This window comes from Kocuria sp. PD6 (assembly GCF_031844145.1).
Lineage (GTDB): Bacteria > Actinomycetota > Actinomycetes > Actinomycetales > Micrococcaceae > Kocuria > Kocuria marina.
Genome location: NZ_JAUZUS010000009.1, coordinates 79,902 through 96,297, shown reverse-complemented (window position 1 = coordinate 96,297; position 16,396 = coordinate 79,902). Strand labels below are relative to the sequence as shown.

At 69.4% G+C, this 16,396-nt stretch carries 14 protein-coding genes and 1 tRNA gene; 14 read left to right on the top strand and 1 reads right to left on the bottom strand.

The window, feature by feature from the left end:
• Positions 1 to 5 precede the first annotated feature (5 nt).
• The 14 genes from murC to Q9R22_RS09865 all read left to right on the top strand — a co-directional run bounded on the left by murC (position 6) and on the right by Q9R22_RS09865 (position 15,858).
• Positions 6 to 1,412 (top strand): UDP-N-acetylmuramate--L-alanine ligase, encoded by a 1,407-nt coding sequence (murC, locus tag Q9R22_RS09930; RefSeq protein WP_131333093.1) that lies wholly within the window; start codon positions 6 to 8, stop codon positions 1,410 to 1,412.
• Entirely contained in the window at positions 1,412 to 2,680 is a 1,269-nt protein-coding gene (locus Q9R22_RS09925; RefSeq protein ID WP_311254184.1) for an FtsQ-type POTRA domain-containing protein, read from the top strand. The genes murC and Q9R22_RS09925 overlap by 1 nt, the downstream gene beginning before the upstream one ends.
• Positions 2,681 to 2,924: 244 nt before the next feature.
• Positions 2,925 to 4,169 (top strand): cell division protein FtsZ, encoded by a 1,245-nt coding sequence (gene ftsZ / locus Q9R22_RS09920; RefSeq protein ID WP_085105916.1) that lies wholly within the window; start codon positions 2,925 to 2,927, stop codon positions 4,167 to 4,169.
• A 227-nt stretch (positions 4,170 to 4,396) separates the two neighbouring features.
• Positions 4,397 to 5,131: a polyphenol oxidase family protein gene (locus Q9R22_RS09915; protein WP_131333092.1), complete on the top strand. Its 735-nt coding sequence runs from the start codon at positions 4,397 to 4,399 to the stop codon at positions 5,129 to 5,131.
• Positions 5,131 to 5,943, top strand: coding sequence for a YggS family pyridoxal phosphate-dependent enzyme (locus Q9R22_RS09910; RefSeq protein ID WP_131333091.1), 813 nt, complete (start codon positions 5,131 to 5,133; stop codon positions 5,941 to 5,943). Before Q9R22_RS09915 ends, Q9R22_RS09910 begins: the two co-directional genes overlap by 1 nt.
• Before the next feature lie 62 nt (positions 5,944 to 6,005).
• Complete coding sequence (locus tag Q9R22_RS09905) at positions 6,006 to 6,530, top strand: cell division protein SepF (protein ID WP_131333090.1); 525 nt, start codon at positions 6,006 to 6,008, stop codon at positions 6,528 to 6,530.
• A gap of 2 nt (positions 6,531 to 6,532) precedes the next feature.
• Entirely contained in the window at positions 6,533 to 6,829 is a 297-nt protein-coding gene (locus Q9R22_RS09900; protein WP_064845731.1) for a YggT family protein, read from the top strand.
• A gap of 131 nt (positions 6,830 to 6,960) precedes the next feature.
• A complete protein-coding gene (locus Q9R22_RS09895; protein ID WP_131333089.1) occupies positions 6,961 to 7,722 on the top strand; it encodes a DivIVA domain-containing protein in 762 nt (253 codons plus the stop codon).
• A 6-nt stretch (positions 7,723 to 7,728) separates the two neighbouring features.
• The gene (gene lspA / locus Q9R22_RS09890) at positions 7,729 to 8,262 is read left to right on the top strand and encodes a signal peptidase II (RefSeq protein ID WP_098054566.1); all 534 of its coding nucleotides are present in this window, start codon (positions 7,729 to 7,731) and stop codon (positions 8,260 to 8,262) included.
• Complete coding sequence (locus Q9R22_RS09885; protein ID WP_131333088.1) at positions 8,252 to 9,229, top strand: RluA family pseudouridine synthase; 978 nt, start codon at positions 8,252 to 8,254, stop codon at positions 9,227 to 9,229. Before lspA ends, Q9R22_RS09885 begins: the two co-directional genes overlap by 11 nt.
• A 116-nt stretch (positions 9,230 to 9,345) precedes the next feature.
• Positions 9,346 to 12,840: a DNA polymerase III subunit alpha gene (gene dnaE / locus Q9R22_RS09880; protein WP_241246733.1), complete on the top strand. Its 3,495-nt coding sequence runs from the start codon at positions 9,346 to 9,348 to the stop codon at positions 12,838 to 12,840.
• A 217-nt stretch (positions 12,841 to 13,057) separates the two neighbouring features.
• Entirely contained in the window at positions 13,058 to 14,443 is a 1,386-nt protein-coding gene (gene hisD, locus Q9R22_RS09875) for a histidinol dehydrogenase (RefSeq protein ID WP_131333086.1), read from the top strand.
• Between the two features lie 3 nt (positions 14,444 to 14,446).
• Positions 14,447 to 15,121 carry a transcriptional regulator NrdR gene (gene nrdR, locus Q9R22_RS09870; RefSeq protein ID WP_064845143.1) on the top strand — a complete coding sequence of 225 codons (675 nt, stop codon included), beginning with the start codon at positions 14,447 to 14,449 and terminating at the stop codon, positions 15,119 to 15,121.
• A 95-nt stretch (positions 15,122 to 15,216) separates the two neighbouring features.
• Entirely contained in the window at positions 15,217 to 15,858 is a 642-nt protein-coding gene (locus Q9R22_RS09865) for a GNAT family N-acetyltransferase (protein ID WP_131333085.1), read from the top strand.
• Between the two features lie 263 nt (positions 15,859 to 16,121).
• On the opposite strand, the gene Q9R22_RS09860 is transcribed toward Q9R22_RS09865, so the two are convergent.
• Positions 16,122 to 16,197, bottom strand: a tRNA-Val gene (locus Q9R22_RS09860).
• Between the last annotated feature and the right edge of the window lie 199 nt (positions 16,198 to 16,396).

Genomic DNA, 16,396 nt, shown 5'->3' with positions numbered 1-16,396 from the left:
AACCAGTGAACACCCAGCAACCCCTCGATCCCCACGGCCTGGGCCGCGTGCACTTCATCGGCATGGGCGGGGCGGGCATGTCCGCGGTCGCGCGGTTGCTGCTCGCGCGCGGTGTGGCGGTGAGCGGTTCGGACGCGAAGGACTCGGCCGGGTTGCGGCAGCTCGAGGCGCTGGGAGCCACGGTGTTCGTGGGGCAGTCCGCGGCCAACGTGGCCGACGCCGCCACGGTGGTCGTCTCCACGGCAATCAAGGAGACGAACCTGGAACTGGCCGCCGCACGTGCCGCGGGTGCGCGGATCCTGCACCGCTCGCAGGCACTCGCTGCGGCGATGCACGGCAGGAACGTGATCGCGGTCGCGGGGACGCACGGGAAGACGACCACGAGTTCGATGGCCGCCGTGGCCCTGCAGGCGGCCGGTATGGACCCGTCCTGGGCCGTGGGCGCCCACGTCCCGGATCTCGGCGCCAATGCGGGCTTCGGTTCCGGCGACTGGTTCGTGGCTGAGGCCGACGAGTCGGACGGCTCCTTCCTGACCTACCACCCGCGGATCGCAATCATCACCAACGTGGAACCGGACCACCTGGACCACTACGGCAGCGCGGAAGCGTTCTACGCCGCGTTCGAGGCGTTCTGCGACACCATCCGCCCCGGTGGGACCCTCGTGGCGTGCGCGGACGATCCGGGCGCGGACCGGCTCGCGCGGCGTCGTCGGGACCGCGGGGAGGCCGTGTTCACGTACGGGCAGGACCCGGCCGCGGACGTCGTCGTCCCGGACGCCACGCCGCACGGCACGGGCTCGTCCTGCACGCTCACGTTCGACCGCGACGGCGCCCGGCGCACCGTGGAGCTCACGCTCGCCGTTCCCGGAGCGCACAACGTGGCCGACGCCGCGGCGGCGTTCACCGCGGGCCTCGCCGCGGGCGCGGACCCGGACCTGCTCGCCGAGGGCCTGGGCTCGTTCCACGGTTCGTCACGGCGCTTCGACCCCAAGGGCGAGGACGGCGGGGTGCGGGTCTTCGACGACTACGCTCACCACCCCACGGAGGTCGCCGCCGCGCTCACGGCCGCGCGCGACGTCGCCCAGGGTCACCGCGTGCTCGCCGTGTTCCAACCCCACCTGTACTCGCGCACCCGGGAGTTCGCGGAGGCGTTCTGCCGCGCCCTCGAGATCGCAGACCTCGCGTGCGTCACGGACGTCTTCGGCGCGCGCGAGGAACCCCAGCCGGGGATCACCGGCGCCGCGATCACCGGGCACGCCTCCGACGACCGGGTGGTCTCCACCCCGAGCGCCGAGGAGGCGATCGAGACCGTGGTGGCCCGCGCGCGTCCCGGGGACGTGATCATGACGATCGGCGCCGGTGACGTGACCGCTCTCGGGCCGCGGATCCTCTCCGCGTTGGCGCAGCGCTGATGGCACGCTCCGTCCCTCCGCACCAGCCCCGTGTGGGCGGCGCTCCGTTCGACGCGGACGACGCCGCCGCGCGCGACACCGCCGATCCGTCCGGTGCCGAGCCTGACACCGGGACCGCCGACCCGTCCGGAACCACCGACACGTCCGGCATCTCTGACACGTCCGGCATCTCTGACACCTCCGGGACCGGGACGGACGCCTCGACCCCGTGGGACGCGGACCTCCCGTTCCCGACGTCGAGCCCCACCGGAATGGGGTCGTCGGCCGTGGGCCGGGGATCGCGGGGACGCACGCCCGGTGCGTCCTCGGGTGGGTCGAGGTCCGCGCGCGGCCGCGGCAGCGCGCCCGAGGACGCGATGGGCGTCGCCCCGGACGAACAGACCCCCGTCCGCGTGCACGGCGGTGCCAAGGTCACGCGTGTGGCCACGGACGAACTCGAGGCCGTGCCGAGCGCCGGGGGACGGTTCTCCACGTGGCGGGCCCAGCGCCGGGCGGCGCGTGCCGCCGAGGACGCGCCCGAGGACACCGCCGCCGAGGCCGACGACGACTCCACGACCGTCGTGCCGTTCCCGCCGAGCCAGCACCGGCGCACCCGGCGCCGCCGTCTGCTCGCACTGCTGCTGAGCCTCGTGGTGCTCGCGGCGCTGGCGCTCGTGGTCTTCTTCTCGCCGTTGTTCGCGATCCGCACGATCGACGTGCAGGGTGCGACCCTCACGGACCCCCGCACGGTGGAGCAGGCCCTGGCCGGGTACGAGGGAGTCCCCATGCCCCGGATCTCCAAGCAGGAGATCATGAACTCGGTCGGTGACGTCCCCCAGGTGAAGTCCGTGGACGTGGTGCTGCGGCCCCCGCACACCATCACGGTGCACCTGCACGAACGCGTGGGCGTGGCCGTGGTCGAGGACGGGTCCGACCTGGTGCTCGTGGACTCCGAGGGCAAGTCCCTCAGCACCGTGCCCCGTGCCCAGCGCCCGGACGTGCCCCTCGTGGCCGGTGGCCGGGGCGTGTTGAGCACCCAGAAGTTCACCGACATTTCCGAGGTCCTGGCCGCCCTGCCGGCGGACGTGCTGTCCCGTTTGGACGCGGCCGACGCCCCGTCCGGCTCGGCCGTGGAGCTCACTCTCAAGGACGGCAAGAAGGTCCTATGGGGGGATGCGGGGGAGAGCGAACTGAAGTCGCAGGTCGTGGCCGCCCTGGTGAACTCGGACGCCTCGAAGGACGCCTCGCTCATCGACGTCTCCGCACCGTTGCACCCCGTGGTCCGGTGAGAATCCAGCGCATTTTCTCAACCCATGCCTGAGACTTTAAAGTTGGGCGCGACCAGGGGATGTATGGCAAACTCCGGTAACACGTGGGAGCATGATACGGAGAACAGAGCGGGGTTGTTATCCTTACCCTGATCAGGATATTGCACCCGCGGGTGCCAATATCCCGGGAGTTTCACCTCAGGGTTGAAACTTTACCTCAACCGAACATCCCACGTTCCCGCAAGCCCACGCGAGTTAGGTGCATATGGACTCCTCAACCCCCCAGAACTACTTGGCCGTCATCAAGGTGGTCGGCATCGGCGGCGGCGGTGTCAACGCCGTCAACCGCATGATCGAAGAAGGTCTGCGCGGCGTCGAGTTCATTGCCATCAACACGGACGCCCAGGCACTGTTGATGTCGGACGCGGACGTCAAGCTGGACGTTGGCCGCGAACTGACCCGCGGTCTCGGCGCCGGCGCCAACCCGGACGTGGGACGCCAGGCCGCCGAGGACCACGAGGAAGAGATCCAGGAGGTCCTCAAGGGCGCGGACATGGTCTTTGTGACCGCCGGCGAGGGTGGCGGAACCGGTACCGGTGGCGCGCCCGTCGTGGCCCGCATCGCCCGCTCGCTCGGCGCGCTGACCATCGGTGTGGTCACCCGCCCGTTCACCTTCGAGGGTCGGCGCCGGTCCAACCAGGCCGAGAACGGCATCGAGACCCTGCGGGACGAGGTGGACACGCTCATCGTGATCCCCAACGACCGCCTGCTGTCCATCTCGGACCGCAACGTGTCCATGCTGGACGCCTTCAAGTCCGCGGACCAGGTGCTGCTGTCCGGTGTCTCCGGCATCACCGACCTGATCACCACCCCGGGCCTGATCAACCTGGACTTCGCGGACGTCAAGTCCGTGATGCAGGGTGCCGGTTCCGCGCTCATGGGCATCGGCTCCGCCCAGGGTGAGGACCGTGCCGTGAAGGCCGCGGAGCTCGCGATCGCGTCCCCGCTGCTCGAGGCCTCGATCGACGGCGCCCACGGTGTGCTGCTGTCCATCCAGGGCGGTTCGGACCTCGGTCTGTTCGAGATCAACGAGGCCGCGCGCCTCGTGCAGGAGGTCGCCCACCCGGAGGCAAACATCATCTTCGGTGCCGTGATCGACGACGCCCTGGGGGACCAGGCCCGCGTGACCGTCATCGCCGCCGGCTTCGACTCGGTCTCGCAGGAGACCAACGCGAACAACTCCTCGCCCGCGCAGCGCCAGGCGGAGAACACCCGCGCGACCTTCGGCGGGGACGCGTCCCGGCCCTCGGGTCTGGGCCGCTCTCCTCAGCGCGGCGGTTCCTCCTACGGCGCACCCGCCGCGGGGTTCGCGTCCCGGCAGAACCAGGACGACGACATCCCCGATGACGCGGGCTTCGACGTGGACCTGCCCGCCGAGTCGGACGCGCCGTCCTCCACGAACTCCTCGGGCCGCAAGGACTCCCTGGACTTCCCGGACTTCCTGAAGTGAGTCCAGCGATGCGCACCAGGTGAGTTCACTGGTGTGCATCGTTCCGGGGGACTGATATCGGGGTCGGTGCCCCCACGGGCGGCACGGGTTCGCGCGAGCACCCTGCAGTGTGAACGCCCTGCAGCGCAAACACCGATCGGGGTGCAGTACGGGGTGGTCACCACTGAGGTGACCACCCCGTCGACGTCCCGCGCCCGCGCGGGGCACGGCAGTGGAAGGAGAACGGCATGTGGTTCCGCAGTGAACACCACGGCGTGGGCATCGCGTTCACGGACGCGACCGAGGGCAACCTGGCCACGCACACGGGCGACGATCCCGCGGTGGTGCGGCAGCGGCGTCGTACGGTGGAGTGCGAGCTGGGCACCGGGGCGCGCGGCGTGCGGTTCGTACACCAGGTGCACGGCACCACCGTGCACGACGCCACGGGCACCGACGCCCCCGAACAGGCCCCCGAGGCGGACGCGGCCGTGAGTACGGACGGCACGCCCCTGGGGATCCTCACGGCGGACTGCCTTCCCGTGGTCTTCGTGGGCCGCACGGACGACGACGCCGCGGCGCCGGTCCTCGCGGTGGCCCACGCGGGCCGCAAGGGTCTGTTGGACGGGGTCCTGCAGCATACCGTCGGCGCGCTCGAGGACCGCGGTGCCACCGGGATCACCGCGTGGATCGGCCCCGCGGTGTGCGGGGACTGCTACGAGGTACCCGCGGAGATGGCCGAGGCGGCCGAGGCCGCGCTGCCCGGAATCGCGACCACCACGGCGTGGGGCACCCCCGGCCTGGACCTGCCGAGTGCCGCGGACGCGCTGCTGCGTGAGCGGGGCGTGAGCGTCGCGACCGCAGGCACGGATCGCAAGGCCTGGTGCACGCTCGAGCACCGCGCGCTGTACTCGTACCGCCGGGACACCACACCGCAGCGATTGGCGGGGCTCGTGTGGGCCCGCAACGGGAGGGACACCGCATAATGGACACCACTGATCCGCAGGACGCGGGCCGTACCGCGGAACTCGCACAACGGTTGTCCGCGGTGCGCCAACGGATCCTGCACGCGGCCGAGGGCCGCGCACCCGAGCGCGCCCACGGGGGCGAGCTGCCCTCGCTCGTGGTCGTGACCAAGTTCTTCCCCGCGCAGGACGTCCTGCGCCTGCGGGAACTGGGCGTGCGCGCGGTGGGGGAGAACAAGGACCAGGAGGCCGGGCCCAAGGCCGCGGAGGTCGCCGAGACCCTCGCCCGGCAGGAGCCTCCCGTGAGTCCTCCCGCGTGGCACTTCGTGGGGCAGTTGCAGTCCAACAAGGCCAAGCACGTGGTCAAGTACGCGTCCTGGGTGCATTCCGTGGACCGACCCTCGCTCGTCACCGCGCTCGGCAAGGCGGTGCGTTCGCACCGCAACGCGGCCCTCGCGGGGGACGCGCGGCCCGCCCCGTGCGACGACGTCGATCTGCCGTGTCTCGTGCAGGTCAACCTGGACCCGGTTGCCGAGCCGGACGGCCACCGCGGGGGAGCGCACCCGGACACCGTCCTGGAGCTCGCGCGGACGCTCGAGGGGACCGAGGGGTTGCGCGTGGGCGGTGTAATGGCGGTGGCCCCGTTGGGCGCCGAACCCCGTGAGGCCTTCGAGACATTGTGGAAGCTTTCCCAGGATGTGCAGCGGGAATTCCCGGACGCGCGGGCGATCTCCGCGGGCATGAGCGCGGACCTCGAAGCAGCCGTGGCCGCGGGGGCCACGCACGTGCGGATCGGTTCGGATGTTCTCGGGCCGCGGCCCGCCGTGCGGTAGCGTAAGGACGGACGACATGCGGGCCGACCTGAGTCGGTCTGTTCTGTGATTGAGGAGAGAATATGGCCGGAGCGCTGCGTCGCACCATGGTCTATCTCGGGCTGGCCGAGAGCGACGACGAGTACCACTCCGAAGAAACCCCCCGCCCTCGGGAGACCCCCCAGCACGCCTCGAGCGGTTCCACGACTGCGGTGAGCGAGACCGGCAGCACCTCCATGGCCCGCCGGTCCCCCGAGTACCGAGCCCCCGTGACCCCCATCAAGCGGGCTCCCAGTTCCCGAGAGGACGACAACGAATTGCGCACCATCACCACTGTGCACCCCCGGTCGTACAACGACGCCAAATCCATCGGTGAGGCGTTCCGGGACGGCACACCGGTGATCATGAACCTCTCCGACATGGGTGAGGCCGAGGCCAAGCGTCTCGTGGACTTCGCCGCGGGGCTGGTCTTCGCCCTGCACGGGTCCATCGAACGGGTCACCGCCAAGGTGTTCCTGCTGACCCCGTCCTTCGTGGAGGTCCTGGACCAGGGCCACTCGGACGAGATCGACGAGGATACCGGTGCGGTCCAGCGGGTCGAGGGCTGAGCATGGGCCTGGTGCTGTCGATCGTCTACCTCGTGGTCCACGTGCTCTACATCGCCCTGCTGGGCCGCCTCGTGCTGGACTGGGTACAGATGTTCGCGCGCGGTTGGCGTCCCAAGGGTATGGCGCTCGTGGCGGCGTCCACGATCTACTCGTTGACCGATCCCCCTATGAAGGCGCTGCGCCGGCTCGTGCCGCCGCTGCGCTTCGGCGGGGTGGCGCTGGACCTGGGGTTCCTGATCCTGGTCTTCGCCGTCAGCATCCTGCAGGCCGTCCTGGCCGGTTTCCTGCTGCGCGGCTGAGCGGTCCGTGCCCCGGGCGCGGCCACGCGGCTGTATCCTGGGCCAGAATTCACCGCGCAACGGCGGCAGTCACCACCGGGCACGGTCACCATCCGAGCGGTTCAATTCATCTAGAGGAGTGAGGACATCTCATGGCTTTGACACCCGAAGACGTCATCAACAAGCGCTTCCAACCCACCAAGTTCCGTGAGGGCTACGACCAGGACGAGGTGGACGACTTCCTCGACGAGATCGTCGTGGAGCTGCGTCGCCTCAACCAGGAGAACGACGCCCTGCGCAAGCAGGTCGAGACCCTGGGTGGGCGCCCCGAGGAGTCCGCCGTGGAGACCTCCGCGGTCTCGCAGTCCACCGAGGACGTCCAGGAGACCACGGCGACTCCGGCCGCCTCGGTGACCGAGACCTCCGAGACGACCACGGTGTCCCAGCCCGTGCGCGTGACGGACGAGCAGTCCTCGAGCACCGCCGCGACGGTCGCTCCGAGCGCGGGCACGACGTCGTCGACCGCCGCCCAGCCTGCTGCGACGCAGAACGTCCCGACCACCGAGTCCGCCGAGTCCGCGGCTGCGGTGCTCGCCATGGCGCAGAAGCTGCACGACGACTACGTCTCGCAGGGCCAGGCCGAGCGTGAGCGCCTGATCACCGAGGGCCGCACCCAAGCGGACCAGCTCGTGGCGGACGGCAAGCGCACCAAGGAGGAGACCCTGTCCTCGCTCGAGCGCGAGAAGGTGGACCTCGAGGCCTCCGTGGCGCAGCTGCGCAGCTTTGAGGAGGACTACCGCGGCAACCTCAAGAGCTTCCTCAACGCCCAGCTGAACGATCTCGCCAACACCGGATCGCTCGAGCCCGCTGACGCTCCCGTCTCCGCGACCACCAAGCGCACGGGCGCCAAGTAAGCGCCGGTGACGGAACACACCCCTGACGCGGCGGCGGCCCCCGGGACCTCCCGGGTGGGCCGCCGCTGCCTCGTCATCTCCCTGCTCGTGGCCGCAGCGTGGTACGCGGCGGACCAGCTAAGCAAACTGTGGGTCGTGGAGAACCTCCCGATCGGCCGGCAGTACCCCGTGATCCCCGGCCTGCTGTGGTGGGAACACATCCGCAACAGCGGCGCGGCGTTCTCCCTCGGTTCCAACTTCACGTGGGTCTTCACGATCGTGATGGCCGTGGTAATCGTTGCGATCCTGTGGAACCTGCGCCGGGTGCGGGACCCGCTGTGGGCGCTCGCCCTGGGACTGGTCCTGGGCGGTGCCGCGGGCAACCTCACCGACCGGTTGTTCCGGGAGCCCTCCTTCGCGCACGGACACGTGGTGGACTTCATCGCGGTGCCCCGCTTCGCGATCTTCAACGTGGCCGATTGCGGGGTGGTCGTGGGCGTGGTGCTGATCCTCGTGCTGATCATGACCAATCGCCAGATGGAGGTGCCCCGTGGCCGTTGAGCACACTCGCCCCACCGGTTCCGAACCCGAGTACGTGAGCGAGCGGTTCACGGCCACGGCCGACCAGGAAGGTTCCCGGCTCGACGCCGCCGTGGCCGCCTGGACGGGTTTGTCCCGTTCGGCGGCGGCACAGTTGTGCGCCGAGGAGCGGGTGAGCTTCCGGGGGCGGCCCGCGCCCAAGTCCCACAGGGTGGGTGCGGCCGAGACCTACACGGTCCAGGTCCCGGTGCCCGAGGACCCCCACCGCATCGCCGCGCAGCACGTTCCGGATCTACGCTTGGTGCACGTGAACCCGGGCTACGTGGTGATCGACAAACCCGCAGGGGTTGCCGCGCACCCCTCGCCCGGGTGGAAGGGACCCACCGTGGCCGGGGCGCTGGCCGGGGCTGGGATCACGATTGCGACCTCGGGGGCTCCCGAGCGACAGGGGATCGTGCACCGCCTGGACGTGGGGACCTCCGGGCTCATGGTCGTCGCCCGCGACGAGAACGCCTACACGGTGCTCAAGCGCGCCTTCAAGGAGCGCACGGTCACCAAGGTCTACCACACGGTGGTCCAGGGCATCCCGGATCCGCTCAAGGGAACCATCGACGCCCCAATCGGGCGGCACCCGGGACACGAGTGGCGCTTCGCGGTGCTGCAGGACGGTCGCCGTTCCGTGACCCATTACGAGGTGCTCGAGGCCTTCGGGCGGGCGTCCCTCGTGGAGGTGCACCTGGAGACCGGGCGCACCCACCAGATCCGCGTGCACTTCAACGCCCTGCAGCACCCGTGCTGCGGGGATCTCACGTACGGGGCGGATCCCGCGCTGTCCGCGGGGCTGGGGCTCACGCGGCAGTGGTTGCACGCCACGCGGCTCGGGTTCACGAGCCCCGACACGGGGGAGGACGTGGAGTACACGAGCCCCTATCCCGCGGATCTCGCCTATGCCGTGGAGACGCTGCGGGAGGGCGGCCCGCAGCTGTGACGGATCTCCACCGCGTCCACCCTCAGCGGGTCGGTGCGGGGTCCTAGACTGGGGCGGTGACTTCGGCGACCGGCAAAAAAGGCTTCACCCATCTCCACGTGCACACCGAGTACTCCATGTTGGACGGTGCCGCGCGCCTGACCGACCTCTTCGAGGAATGCCACCGGTTGGGCATGGACTCCCTGGCCACCACGGACCACGGCTTTGTCTTCGGGGCGTTCGACTTCTGGAACAAGGCGCGCGCCGCGGGGATCAAGCCGATCATCGGTGTGGAGGCCTATCTGACCCCGGGCACCGCGCGGCAGGACCGTTCCCGCGTGAAGTTCGCGGACGGCGGGCGCGACGACGTCTCGGGCGCCGGTGCCTACACCCACATGACCCTGCTCGCGCAGACGAGCGAGGGCATGCAGAACCTGTTCCGCGCGTCCACCAAGGCGTCGCTCGAGGGTCAGCTGTACAAGCCGCGTATGGACCGGGAACTGCTCAACCAGTACGGCAAGGGTCTGATCGCCACCACGGGCTGCCCGTCCGGTGAGGTGCAGACCCGCTTGCGGTTGGGTCAGTACGACCAGGCCGTGCAGGCGGCCGCCGAGTTCCGGGACATCTTCGGCGCAGAGAACTTCTACTGCGAACTCATGGACCACGGGCTCGGGATCGAGAAGCGGGTCACGCAGGACCTGCTCAAGCTCGCCAAAGAGCTCAACCTGCCGCTCGTGGCCACCAACGACCTGCACTACACGCACGCGGAGGACGCCAAATCCCATGCCGCGTTGCTGTGCGTGCAGTCCGGTTCCACGTTGCAGGACCCCAAGCGGTTCAAGTTCGACGCGGACGAGTTCTACCTCAAATCCCCGGAACAGATGCGCGAGCTCTTCCGGGACTTCCCGGAGGCGTGCGACAACACCCTGGAGATCGCCGAGCGCTGCGAGGTGGATTTCGACACCTCCGCGAACTACATGCCGCGTTTCCCCACCCCGGAGGGCGAGGACGAGACCTCGTGGTTCATCAAGGAGGTCGAGAAAGGGCTGCACTACCGCTTCCCCGGGGGCATCCCGGACGACGTCCGCGAGCAGGCCGAGTACGAGAAGAAGATCATCATCCAGATGGGCTTCCCCGGTTACTTCCTGGTGGTCGCGGACTTCATCAACTGGTCCAAGGACAACGGGATCCGCGTGGGTCCGGGCCGTGGTTCCGGTGCGGGGTCCATGGTCGCGTACGCCATGCGCATCACCGAGCTCAACCCGCTGCAGCACGGGCTGATCTTCGAGCGCTTCCTCAACCCGGACCGCGTGTCCATGCCCGACTTCGACGTCGACTTCGATGATCGCCGCCGCTCCGAGGTCATCCACTACGTGACCGAGAAGTACGGCGACGAGCGCGTGGCCATGATCGTCACGTACGGCACCATCAAGGCCAAGCAGGCGCTCAAGGACTCCTCCCGCGTGCTGGGCTACCCGTTCTCCATGGGGGAGCGGTTGACCAAGGCCATGCCGCCGGACGTCATGGGCAAGGGCATTTCCCTGCAGGACGTCTACGACCAGGAGGCCAAGCGCTACGACGAGGCGGGGGAGCTGCGCGAGATCCTCGCGGACGACCCCGAGTCCATGAAGGTCTTCGAGACCGCCCAGGGCCTCGAGGGGCTCAAGCGCCAGTGGGGTGTGCACGCGGCCGGTGTGATCATGTCCTCGGACCCGCTGATCGACATCATCCCGTTGATGCGCCGCGAGCAGGACGGGCAGGTCATCACCCAGTTCGACTACCCCACGTGCGAGGGGCTGGGGCTGATCAAGATGGACTTCCTGGGGTTGCGCAACCTCACGATCATCTCGGATGCCCTCGAGAACATCACGCTCAACCGGGACGGGTTCGTCCTGGACCTCGAGCACCTGCCGATCGACGACGCTGGTTCCTACGACTTGCTCGCGCGCGGTGACACCCTCGGGGTGTTCCAGTTGGACGGCGGGCCCATGCGTCAGCTGCTCAAACTGATGCGCCCCGACAACTTCGAGGACATCTCCGCGACCATCGCGCTGTACCGCCCCGGGCCCATGGGTGCGAACTCGCACACCAACTACGCGCTGCGCAAGAACGGCGCGCAGGAGATCACGCCGATCCACCCGGAGCTCGCGGAACCGCTGTCGGAGATCCTGGGCACCACGTACGGGTTGATCGTGTACCAGGAGCAGGTCATGGCGATCGCCCAGAAGGTGGCCGGCTACTCCCTGGGTCAGGCGGACATCCTACGCCGCGCCATGGGCAAGAAGAAGAAGGCGGAGCTGGACAAGCAGTACCAGGGCTTCCACCAGGGGATGATCGACCGCGGGTACTCCGAGGACGCGATCAAGGCGCTGTGGGACATCCTGCTGCCGTTCTCGGACTACGCGTTCAACAAGGCGCACTCCGCGGCCTACGGGCTCGTGTCCTACTGGACGGCGTACCTCAAGGCGCACTACCCGGCCGAGTACATGGCCGCGCTGCTCACCTCGGTCGGTGACGACAAGGACAAGCTCGCCATGTACCTGACCGAGTGCCGCCACATGGGGATCACGGTGCTGCCCCCGGACGTCAACGAGTCCGAACTGAACTTCACCCCGGTGGGCACCGACATCCGCTTCGGCATGGGCGCGGTGCGCAACGTGGGGTCCAACGTGGTGCAGGCCATGGTGGACGCGCGCACCGAGCAGGGCAAGTTCACGTCCTTCACCGATTTCTTGGCCAAGGTCCCGGCCGTGGTGTGCAACAAGCGCACCATCGAGTCCATGATCAAGGCCGGTGCGTTCGACCAGCTGGGTCACACGCGCCGCAGCTTGGTGATGTGCCACGAGCAAGCCGTGGAGGACGTCGTCGCGCAGAAGAAGAAGGAGGACAACGGCGAGTTCACGTTCGACATCTTCGCGATGGGCGGCGCCGACGACGCCGAGCAGGAGACGTTCTCCGTGGAGGTCCCGGAGGTCCCCGAGTGGGAGCGCAAGGACCTGCTGGCGTTCGAGCGCGAGATGCTCGGTCTCTACGTCTCCGACCATCCCCTGCGCGGGCTCGACGACGCCCTGGGCCAATACACGGACACCGCGATCGCCTCGCTGCTCACCGAGGAGAACACCCGTCCCGACGGTGCGGTGATTACCGTGGGTGGGATGATCACCTCCCTGTCCCGCAGGATCGCGAAGTCGTCCGGCAACGCGTACGCGCGCGTCGAGCTGGAGGACCGCTCGGGATCCATCGAGATCATGTTCTTCGGCAAGGCATATGCGCCCATCGCCGGGGTCCTTGCCGAGGACCTGATCTGCGTGATCAAGGGCCGTATGCAGCGCCGCGACGACGGTTCCATCTCCATCTCCGCCCAGGAACTCACGGTGCCCGAGCTGAGCGTGGATGGTTCCTCGGGACCCGTGTGCGTGGCCCTGCCCGAGCACCGGGCCACGGAGGCCGTGATCCGCCGGATCGGGGAGGTGCTGCGCAATCACAAGGGGGACTCGGAGGTGCGGATCCACTTGGACACGCATCGCAGCGTCCAGGTCATGCGCCTGGGCCCCGAGTACCGGGTCAACCCGTCGCCGGCCCTGTTCGGTGACCTCAAGGTCCTCCTGGGCCCGGCCTGCCTCGAGGCGTGACGACGCGGCGCCGGGCGCGTCACCGGGCGCTCGTGAACGGGCGGCGTCGAACGGGCCGCGGTTCGACGCCGCACGGGTAGTTGCGCCACGCTGCCCGGGCCGCCGCGCGGCGTCGGACGTGACGCTGCGTGACCTCGGCATGCACGGTGCGTGGGTTCTAGCCGTGTGCGGGTGTTGCCCGAGCGGTCCGCGCGGGGCGCGATTGTAGACTGGGCGGGTGAGTGAGTACAGCCTTGAATCCGCATCCCCGGCGACCACCGGTTCCCACCTGCGGGTCATCGACCTGCGGGGACGGCACCTGGACTGGAACGAGCTGCGTGCCGCGGTGCCGCGCCAAGCGGCGTCGTCGGTCGCCGAGGCGGAGGACAGCGTCCGCTCGATCATCGAGGACGTCCGCTCCCGTGGCGCGCAGGCGCTGCGGGATCTCGCCCTCACGTTCGACGGCGTGGACCAGCATCGGATCAGGGTGGCGCCCGAGCAGATCGAGCGCGCGGTGGCCGAACTCGACCCCGCGGTGCGCCACGGACTGGAGTCCGCGATCGAGCGCACGCGCGCCTTCGCCCGGGCGCAGCGACCGCAGGACGTGAGCGTGGAGGTCGCCCCCGGTGCCGTCCTGCGCCACCGGTGGACCCCGGTGCGTCGCGCAGGGCTCTACATCCCCGGTGGGTTGGCCGTGTACCCGTCCTCGGTCGTCATGAACGTCGTGCCGGCCCAGGCCGCGGGCGTGGAATCCGTGGTGCTGTGCTCGCCGCCCCAGAAGGACTTCGACGGACTGCCCCACCCCGTGATCCTGGCCGCGGCCGGTCTGCTCGGTGTGGACGAGGTGTGGGCCGTGGGCGGCGCGCAGTCGCTCGCCGCCTTGGCCTACGGGATCACCGATGGTGAGGACGTCCTGGAACCCGTCAACACCGTGACCGGCCCGGGCAACATCTTCGTGGCCATGGCCAAGCGGCAGTTGCGCTCCGTGGTGGGCGTGGACGCCGAGGCCGGCACCACCGAGATCGCGGTGCTCGCCGACGACTCCGCGGATCCGAGGTTCGTGGCCGCGGACCTCATCTCGCAGGCCGAACACGATCCCGCTGCGGGGTCCGTGCTGATCACCGATTCCGAGGACCTGGCCCGGGCGGTCGAGGAACAGCTCGCGGTCCAGGTGCCCGCCGCCAAACACCGTGAGCGGATCGCCACGGCACTGGGCGGACCCCAGTCCGGGGTCGTGCTCACGAACGACCTCGACCAGTCCGTGGCGGTTGCGGACGCGTACGCCGCCGAACACCTCGAAATCCACACGCGGGACGCCGCCGCGGTGGCCGCGCGAGTGCGCAACGCCGGTGCGATCTTCGTGGGCCCGTACAGTCCCGTGCCCCTCGGGGACTACGCCGCCGGTTCCAACCACGTGCTGCCCACGGGCGGGACCGCGGTGTTCAACTCGGGACTGCAGGCGGCGTCGTTCATGAAGGCCGTGCAGGTCATCGAGTACAGCAAGAAGGCGCTCGCGCAGCTCGAGGACGACATCGTGGCGCTCGCGGACACCGAGGACCTGCCCGCGCACGGTCGCGCCGTCACGATCCGCTCCGAGGCCGCCGCACCGGGCCGGGAAGGCTGAGCCGTGCACTGCCCGTTCTGCCGGCACAACGACTCCAAGGTGGTGGATTCGCGCACCTCGGACGACGGCACATCCATCCGCCGACGCCGCCGGTGCACCGAGTGCGGCCGACGCTTCTCCACGCTCGAGACCACGACCATCTCGGTGATCAAGCGCTCGGGGGTGACCGAACCGTTCGACCGCCAGAAGATCGTCAACGGCGTGCGCAAGGCGTGTCAGGGTCGCCCCGTCAGCGAGGACGACCTCGCGATGCTCGCCCAGGAGGTCGAGGAATCCATCCGCGCCTCGGGCAGTGCGGAGGTCGAGGCGCACGACGTGGGCCTGTCCATCCTCCCGCCCCTGCGCCGCCTGGACGTCGTGGCCTACCTGCGGTTCGCGTCCGTGTACCAGGCGTTCGACGACCTCGAGGACTTTGAGCGCGCGATCAACGTGCTGCGCGATCAGCAGGCGGAGCTCGCGGGTCAGCAGACCCTCGTTCCTCCCGCTGCGGGTCCGGGAACCAACGGTGGCGTACGACGTCGCTCGGGCCGGCGCCCCGCCCAGGGCACGGACGCGGCGTCGGAGGACACTGCCGCGGAGGCCCCCGAGGACGACACGGCACCGAAGAAGGCCGCTCCGACGCGGCGTCGTCGGGCCAAGAAACCGGCGGAGACGCCCACGCAGCCGCGACTTCTCTGAGCGTCGCACGTCCTTTGCCCGCCGGGTGAACGAGCACGTCATGGACGGGTTCGGCACCCGGCCCGCTCTTAGGGGCGTGCTGTTACTCTCTGGTTGTGCATACGACTCAGGGCGCCGACCACGACGCCGCGCAGCAGATCGACATCCTCCCCGCGGCCGCCGCGGACACACAGCGCGCCGCCGCGACCCTGGCCCGGGCATTCTCGGTGGACCCCCACGTGGTGGGTCTGCTCCCGCCCGGTGACGTGATCGGGTCCCTGACCGTCCTGTGGGAACGCATCGTGCGGGAGACCCTGCAGGCGGGCGGCCACGCGTATCTCGCCGAGCGGCGGGGTGAGGAGCGACCGTTGGGTGTGGCCCTGTGGGAGGCCCCCGGGAGCAAGGTCTCGATCCCTCGGATGCTTCCGGGTCTGCTGGCCTACGCGCGGGTGTTCCGTGATCGCCTCCCGGATGCCTTTGCGACCGAGTTCCTGGCCCATCGCCAGCATCCAGCCACTCCGCACTGGTACCTCAAGGCCGTGGGCACCCTGCCCGATCTGCAGCGGACGGGCGTGGGGAGCATGCTGCTCAACGAACGGCTCGCCCACATCGACCGCGAGCACACTGGGGCGTACCTGGAGGCCTCCACGCTGGACCTCGTGCCCTTCTACTCGCGTTTCGGGTTCATCTCCCGGGGACCGGTGCCGTCCCGCGGGACGGTCCCCGCGATCGGGATGTGGCGCCCGCCCGTGGCGTGAGGGACCGGAAGGTTCCCTCCGGGTCCCGCGGAGATCGCCCTGAGATGCGCCTTGCGCACCTGTGCGAGTTCGATGCTGCCAGCGATCAATGCGGCCACGGGGCCCAGGAACGTGCCGTTAATACTCGTGTCGACGACGCCGTCCACGATGCGCTTGGAGAGTCCCCGCCGTCTCAGTAGACCTGCATCGCTCGACCTAGGAGATAGGCCGGGGCCATGCCGCGACCCCGGCGCGACGGGCTTGACGTCCGTTCGTCGTACGTGTGGTGGGCCCTACCGGGATCGAACCGATGACATCCACGGTGTAAACGTGGCGCTCTACCAGCTGAGCTAAAGGCCCGGGATCGGGTGGGCACGACTGGACCAGCTGCCAGCACCCGATTGCGGATCAGCCTACCCGCAGGTCACGGCGGGACCCAACACGATGCACGAGTCCGTGTGTGATGTTGACCACGAGAGGTTCCCCGTTCGGCGTCGCGTTTGACACCGCGCGGTCACGATGCGTTAAGCTAATGATGCAAACGCGCTCGGTGACGTGT

Bases quoted from the DNA above. Each gene is read 5' to 3' on its own strand.
- Q9R22_RS09895 (WP_131333089.1), top strand. From the start codon at position 6,961: ATGGCTTTGACACCCGAAGACGTCATCAACAAGCGCTTCCAACCCACC.
- dnaE (WP_241246733.1), top strand. From the start codon at position 9,346: ATGTTGGACGGTGCCGCGCGCCTGACCGACCTCTTCGAGGAATGCCAC.
- Q9R22_RS09925 (WP_311254184.1), top strand. From the start codon at position 1,412: ATGGCACGCTCCGTCCCTCCGCACCAGCCCCGTGTGGGCGGCGCTCCG.
- Q9R22_RS09905 (WP_131333090.1), top strand. From the start codon at position 6,006: ATGGCCGGAGCGCTGCGTCGCACCATGGTCTATCTCGGGCTGGCCGAG.
- ftsZ (WP_085105916.1), top strand. From the start codon at position 2,925: ATGGACTCCTCAACCCCCCAGAACTACTTGGCCGTCATCAAGGTGGTC.
- Q9R22_RS09900 (WP_064845731.1), top strand. From the start codon at position 6,533: ATGGGCCTGGTGCTGTCGATCGTCTACCTCGTGGTCCACGTGCTCTAC.
- Q9R22_RS09910 (WP_131333091.1), top strand. From the start codon at position 5,131: ATGGACACCACTGATCCGCAGGACGCGGGCCGTACCGCGGAACTCGCA.
- Q9R22_RS09915 (WP_131333092.1), top strand. From the start codon at position 4,397: ATGTGGTTCCGCAGTGAACACCACGGCGTGGGCATCGCGTTCACGGAC.